The 6,000-nt window shown below is 69.0% G+C and carries 6 protein-coding genes and 1 pseudogene; 3 read left to right on the plus strand and 4 right to left on the minus strand.

The window, feature by feature from the left end:
• Positions 1-44 precede the first annotated feature (44 nt).
• A complete protein-coding gene (locus ACH4OW_RS38060) occupies positions 45-533 on the minus strand; it encodes a hypothetical protein (protein WP_398033329.1) in 489 nt (162 codons plus the stop codon).
• Between the two features lie 481 nt (positions 534-1,014).
• On the opposite strand from ACH4OW_RS38060, the gene ACH4OW_RS38065 reads away from it, so the two are divergent.
• Positions 1,015-1,668, plus strand: coding sequence for a hypothetical protein (locus ACH4OW_RS38065; protein WP_360138964.1), 654 nt, complete (start codon positions 1,015-1,017; stop codon positions 1,666-1,668).
• 328 nt (positions 1,669-1,996) lie between these two features.
• Positions 1,997-2,215, plus strand: a complete 219-nt coding sequence (locus ACH4OW_RS38070) for a hypothetical protein (RefSeq protein WP_398033332.1) — start codon at positions 1,997-1,999, stop codon at positions 2,213-2,215.
• A 507-nt stretch (positions 2,216-2,722) separates the two neighbouring features.
• On the opposite strand, the gene ACH4OW_RS38075 is transcribed toward ACH4OW_RS38070, so the two are convergent.
• The 3 genes from ACH4OW_RS38075 to ACH4OW_RS38085 form a co-directional block, all read right to left on the minus strand.
• A complete protein-coding gene (locus ACH4OW_RS38075) occupies positions 2,723-3,271 on the minus strand; it encodes a flavoprotein (RefSeq protein ID WP_398033335.1) in 549 nt (182 codons plus the stop codon).
• The gene (locus ACH4OW_RS38080; protein ID WP_398033338.1) at positions 3,268-4,524 is read right to left on the minus strand and encodes a helix-turn-helix domain-containing protein; all 1,257 of its coding nucleotides are present in this window, start codon (positions 4,522-4,524) and stop codon (positions 3,268-3,270) included. Before ACH4OW_RS38080 ends, ACH4OW_RS38075 begins: the two co-directional genes overlap by 4 nt.
• A 118-nt stretch (positions 4,525-4,642) precedes the next feature.
• Positions 4,643-4,849, minus strand: coding sequence for a hypothetical protein (locus ACH4OW_RS38085; RefSeq protein WP_360138955.1), 207 nt, complete (start codon positions 4,847-4,849; stop codon positions 4,643-4,645).
• Between the two features lie 956 nt (positions 4,850-5,805).
• Here ACH4OW_RS38085 and ACH4OW_RS38090 point away from each other — a divergent pair.
• Positions 5,806-6,000 (plus strand): annotated as a pseudogene (locus tag ACH4OW_RS38090) (hypothetical protein); the annotation flags it as partial.

The raw sequence follows: 6,000 nt of genomic DNA on the forward strand, positions 1-6,000 counted from the left end.
ACGCCAAGCCAGATCACGACCGGGCTTCATGACGTTGTGACCTGCTAAAAGGGGATGTGACACAGCTTCTCACCCTGCGCCTCCGCAGGGAGGTCCTGGCTGTCGGCAAGCTCATAGACCTGCCCGAGCACCGACCGCGGCGCCTCGCCCACCGACACGGCATACGACAGCAGCCCCCGCACCGCGACCAGCACCCGGTTGATCCGCCGCTTACCCCGTACCGGATCCGCCCCCGGGCCCGGCCGCACCACCGGCACCACACCGCCCCGGGGCGCCGGGGTGTACTGCAGCCACACCACGAACAGGCCGAGATCCCGCCCGGCCGCCCCCCACCCCCGGCCCGTCAACCGGCACCACCGCAGGTAGAGCGCAACACCACCGGCGTATGTCTTCGTCGTCAGCTCCGCCCGGTCCCGCCCGAACCGCAAATTGCGAAGCCACCGATCAGCAACCGGGACGACCTCCAGGTCGTCATCGAGGACCGTCCAGTACCTCTGCCCGGACGGCATCACCACGGGAAAAGCCCGCACCATCAACTCCTGCCACGAGTCGTACAACAACCCGCCGCAGAGCCACAGCCCCCGAGAACGAGTTCCAGAAACTCAACGAGCCCACCTCACCCCACGTCACACCACACCCGATCCACCCCCAGAGAAAGCGGATTCCCGCCGTAGCCGAAGCGATGGCACGGCTGATGACACCGGGCACACCTACCGACCTGGTCAGATGGGCAGGACAGCGCAGCGCTCGGACGTGGGGTGGGCGTGGTCATGACGGCCGGGTCCTCTCTCGTTCAACGCTAAAGGAACCGTTTTTCCGCTCCGATATTCCCCGCGTCGGCGATCGGCTGTCTACGAGGTGACAGGGAGCTCGTCGACGGCCAGGTCCTCGCGCACGCGCACGGGCGGCCCTTCCTCGTCGCCATGTGAGCACAACCCTCCACCCGGCTCGGGAGTCAACCCTGTTGATCAGTGTTGATCAGTGTCGTCACAGGTCCCGACCGAGAGGTACCCGATGTTTCTTCGCCGCGCCCTGACCACGGCCCTCGCCGCGGCCGTTCTTCCGGCGGCTGCCCTGGTGGCGGCCCCCGGCGCGTCCGCGGCCGGGCAGGCCGGGGAGGAACTGCCCAGCTGTTACGACGTCTCCACCGCGAACGGTGACTACGAACAGAAGACCATCAAGCTCCTCCAGACCGACGCCGACGGCCCGGTCGTCCGGGGCGGCGCCTGGCGGTCGTTCCGTGCGACGGTGACCAACATCAGCAGCACGACCCTGAAGACGCTCGACATGTCCGTCTACGCCTGGCGGCAGGTGGAGGACGAGAACCCGGTGATCGGCGGGTTCATAGCGTTCGAGTACAAGTCCAAGAAAACCGGCAAGTGGACCCCCGTGGACCGCGCGTCCTCCCGCTTCGTGACCGACGGCGTCGTGAAGTCCGGGAAGTCGGTGACCTACGACCTCCGATTGCGCGCCACGGCCGACCTGCCGGCGCACATGACCTGGGGCGACGTCAGCGTGAACGCCTCCTTCGTGGACCGCTACCGCTTCCCCGACGGCCGGGTGATCTCCTGCAGGGCAGGCGAGACGGGCCAGAACATGATCCACATCACGGACGCGGCCGCCGCCCGGCCCACCGGCCCCGCCCGCACTTCGCCGCGGACGGGCTGAGAACCTGCTTCTGAGGCCGACATGACAGCGCCCCGAATCGGGAAGTTGGTTCTCATGGCGATGTGAGGCGCAGTGGGACGTTCTGCGGGAGCGGCTGGTTGCTGCGCGGCAGCATGCTGATGAGTTGCGGCGGGCGGCGCGTGTGGTGGTCGAGGAGAACCATCGGCTGGTTGACGAGTACTGCCGGCTCAGGCGGCACCGGGCCCGCACGGTCGAGAGCTGGCGGGCCCTTGTGCGGCAACGCCGGGAGGCGGAGAAGCCGCCGAAGGAGCCCGTCGGCGGGAGGCGTAGAACCTCGCGCCGCGGGAACCCGCCGTATTGTTGGACGGTGGTTGAGTGGTGCCCGCTGGCTGACCACCGTTTGGGCAGGGCGGCTTCCTCTGTTCGGAACAGCAGCCGTGGCGCACGACGCCGCCTCCAGCACCAGGTCGACGCGGCGCCCACCGTCATCGCCGCCCTGCTCGCCGAGAACGCCGCGCTGCGCGAGCAGGCCGCGAACAGGCCGGCCGGCCTCATCCCGCTCACCCGGCCCGGCCCGGCCACGTAGGCCGACGACGGGACCCCGACGCGTCCGAAAAGCGGTACAAGCCCCGGAGCATGAGGATATGGCGCGACGGGCGATGCCGGAGCCAATGCTGAGCACAGCCGGGAGCAGCCCTGAGCTGCCCGAAGAACATGCCGCGCAGCCTGCATTCGACGGGTTCCACCGAGACAACATGAACACCGCGACGAACCGTGGCTCCCACTGGCTCTTCCCCGGCCGACGGGCAGGTCAGCCCCTGCATCCCTTCGCTTTCTCCGAGCTGATCAACGACCTCGGTTTCCCGACGACCGCGAGCCGGACCGCGGCGATCCGCCAGCAGGTGCTGGGGATGCCCGCCCCGTCGTCGCCGATGCCCCGGGCTACCACCACGTCACCACAACCCGCCTTGCCTCTGGCGCTGGTGAGACCCGGAGCCGGTACGCCTCCGGTGACCACACACGGTCACCGGCAGGGTGGGTTCCGCGGGGATCTGGCGACACTTGAATAGGCGAGCCCACCGGTAAGGCCGGTCTACTCCCCTGTCGGCAGGGCGTCGAGGGCGATTTGCCATGGAAACTCGTGGGGCCTGCCCTGCCTCGGCGGGCGCGGTACGTACATGCCCTCACCGAGCAGCACGTTCACACCTGCCGCGCGCAGGGTTGCGATGCTCCGCTCGAATGCGGGGTGGCGGGCCTGGGCAGTGTTGAAACTGGGGAGGGCGACGATCGGCTTTCCGAGTCCGATGGCCTCAGTGATCAAGCCTAGGGCAAGAGTGTCCGCAGCACCCGCCGCCCATTTGTTCAACGTGTTGAAGGTGGCGGGCGCGACGAGGATGGCGTCCGGCGCGGGCAGTTCGTCGGGCTGCGAGGGGAGCTTGAAGGAGTGACGCACCGGGTGGCCCGTGAGCTCGCGCAACTTCTCGATCTCCCCCTCAGCGTCCTCGACGGCCCACCGGTACGCGGCCGGGGTCAGGATGAGGCAGACGTCCCAGCCCGCGGCCTGGGCCGCGCAGATGCCAACGGAGACATGGCGAGCGGGCGGCGCCGCGCAGGCGACTAGATACAGAGTTCGTCGGTTCACTCGGCCAGTCCACATCGGGTCGCAAGAGCCTGCAAGCGCCTCTCTGCGCGACCCACCCCCAAGAGGCGCAGATCATCGACTAGTTGTTTGGTCCGCGGCCGGCAGAGAACTTCCTCCTTGGCCTCCCGCTCGGCTTCGAGGAGAGTGTCGACGGCCGTCTCACGGTGGCCTACCTGCTGATAGGCGCGAGCAAGGTCGACGAGGTGGTGAGCGCGCCGTTCGCGCGGCAGGGCCGCACGAGCGGCGGCGGGAATATCCGCGGCCACCGTGACCGCGTCCTCGCCTTCCGAGAGCTGCACGGATGCCGCAACGCGGTACAGGCCAACGTTTGTGGTGCCGAAGGAGGTCCACGTCCGCGCGCCGAACGTGGCCGGCGCCCCGTCGTCGCCGCCGAGTTGGGCGGCGTAGTCGTCGGCCTGGTCCAGGTGGACGAACACGGCCGTTGCGGCACGAGTATCGGGCGCGCACTGAGCGGCGCCGGCCTGGGCCATGGCGGCCTTGAGGTAGAGCGTCCCGAGGACCGCCAGGCCGTCCGGACCGGCTGTCACCAGATCGGACGTAAGGCGGCTCGCAGCAGCGACAGCAAAGGCAGTAGCGGCTGGGGCCTGGCCGTGGTGGGTCATCGCATCCGAGAGGTGGCATGCGGCGAGGCCCATCATCACGGGGTCTTCGGAGCGTTCCGCCGCGGCAACGGCACGGTTGCCGGACTGGACGGCGAGTTCCGGGGCCCCGAACTTGATCGATGCCGATTCGGCGAGATTGAGCGCCATCGTCAGTACCCGGAAGGCGCCGAGCCGGTCATCACCGTCATGCCGAGCGGCGGCACGGTTGGTGTCGATCAGGAGCTGGGGGACGGCGGTACCGAGTGAGGCGTAGCTACCTGCCTCGAAGGCGCTGCGAGCGTGTACGAGCCTGTTCCGCAACTTCTCGACAGGCAGGGGCTCGGCGTCGTCACCGTCGACGGTCCCCGTGATCACATCGTGTCGCTGCAACACGGCCCGGATGGCGTCCAGTTCGATGGCGTCAATGCGGTCACGGCCGTATGTGTCGTAGAGGAGGGCCTCTAACGGGACCTGTAGGACCGCCGTCGCACGGTGAACGATGGAGATTTTCGGGTCTGCCTGTCTTTGGCCCGCTTCGAAGTCCTGCACCCAGCGGCGGGATTGGCCCATGAGGGCGCCGAAGTTGGATTGTGTCAGGCGGCGACGCTCTCGCCAGTAGGCGACGCGGCGGCCGATTCCCTGTGTGTCCATGCGCATTCTCCGTGCCGGGCCGGGGAGAGTGCACGCGCTCCGCGTGCCTACCCTTCGTTGTACCCCATTTACTGTCCGTAGCATGACCGAGTTCAAGAACAACGGCCAAAGGTGGGCCTCACTCGTCAATCCGGACCGTGAGACGCTCGCCCGGTTGCTGCACGCCGGCACCTTCGCTACCGCCCTGGTCGCCGTCGGTGATCCATGGGACCGGGTCGGTCGGGAGTGGGAGGCGATTGTCGTTGCGCCCCTTGCGCGCGGCCTGGCAGCGCTCGACGTTATCGGCCTCCCGGCTGACGAGGGGTATCCGCTGATTGCTGATCACTCCCGGAGTGAATTGATCGCCTTGTGCCGCAGAGGAGCTGCCTCCGAGGTGTTCGCTGGTGGACCGCCGGGCGTACGGGTCCTCACCTCCGGTTCCTACCTCCTGGTACCGTCCGGGCCATGGGGCGGGTACGCCGCCGCCTGGTTGAGCCGCCCGCAGGCAGTGGGCTCGCGTTACGTTGATCCCTCCGAGCTCCGCGAGGCTCTGCTCTCCGCCGAGGCTCGGCACGCAGCGGCCCCCTCCCCCCGCTGATCTCTGTGCGCGGCCCCTCCCCCGCGGCCGGCACACTCCGAAGGCCGGGGCTTGGGCATTGCCCGGGGCCCGGTCACGCCGCAGGGCGCCCGCTCCGGGTGGATCGGGCGCTCTGCGCTGATGAGCCGAGGCCCCGGCAATTCCCGCGCCGGGGCTTCATCGGCTCACGCCATCTCGGGCGGGCGGCTTTCGACGTCGGCCTCGGCCGAGCGACCTCTCCCTCGACAGCCGCCGCCTCGGCGCGCTGCGCCTGTGCCACCTCGGACGCGTTCCTGGCCTCCTCGCTCTGGCAGGCCACCCATGCGGCGATGGCCTCGGGCCGCTGCGCGGTGGGCAGGCATCCGCGGCGCCGGACGCGGACGCGGCGCGTGTGGCGGCAGAACATCAGCCCTCCCCAGCCGGACAGCCCCCAGCGTACGAGCCAGTGAACGTCACCGTCGGGGACCCGGCGGAGGAGGGGCCGGCGACAAGACATGACCGGCACCTCCGGTCATATCTCTGTGGCGAACTGCGGCTTTGTGCCGCACTCCCCCTCCCCCACACACCTCCAAGCGCCACCTCGTCGGTCGGGTATCGCCTCACCAGCGCGCGGGGACACATGAGCTGCACGCACGCTTCGCGAGTCGGGGACACAACGAAGATGGCACCACGGGGCACGCACATCGCGTGCCCTACCCGCCCGCATCCGCTCGTACCGTCCGGCCATGGAGCACTCACCCCCCATATCGCCACCCCCAGGCGGCTACAAGCACGTCCTTGCATGCTCCCCAGCGCACGAACCCGACACCGTCCGCGTCGAGGGGCCCGCAGCAGGTACAGACAGAGAGGCGGACCGCATGCACACCGTGGTGGAACGAGAGCTGGAGCTGGGTCTGGTCCTGTCGCCGGAGCGCAGCATT

The organism is Streptomyces sp. NPDC017056 (assembly GCF_044332485.1).
Classification (GTDB): Bacteria; Actinomycetota; Actinomycetes; order Streptomycetales; family Streptomycetaceae; genus Streptomyces.

What these genes read in the sequence shown, in the direction of transcription:
- ACH4OW_RS38060 (WP_398033329.1), bottom strand. Translation starts at nt 533, where the DNA reads ATGGTGCGGGCTTTTCCCGTGGTGATGCCGTCCGGGCAGAGGTACTGG.
- ACH4OW_RS38065 (WP_360138964.1), top strand. Translation starts at nt 1,015, where the DNA reads ATGTTTCTTCGCCGCGCCCTGACCACGGCCCTCGCCGCGGCCGTTCTT.
- ACH4OW_RS38080 (WP_398033338.1), bottom strand. Translation starts at nt 4,524, where the DNA reads ATGGACACACAGGGAATCGGCCGCCGCGTCGCCTACTGGCGAGAGCGT.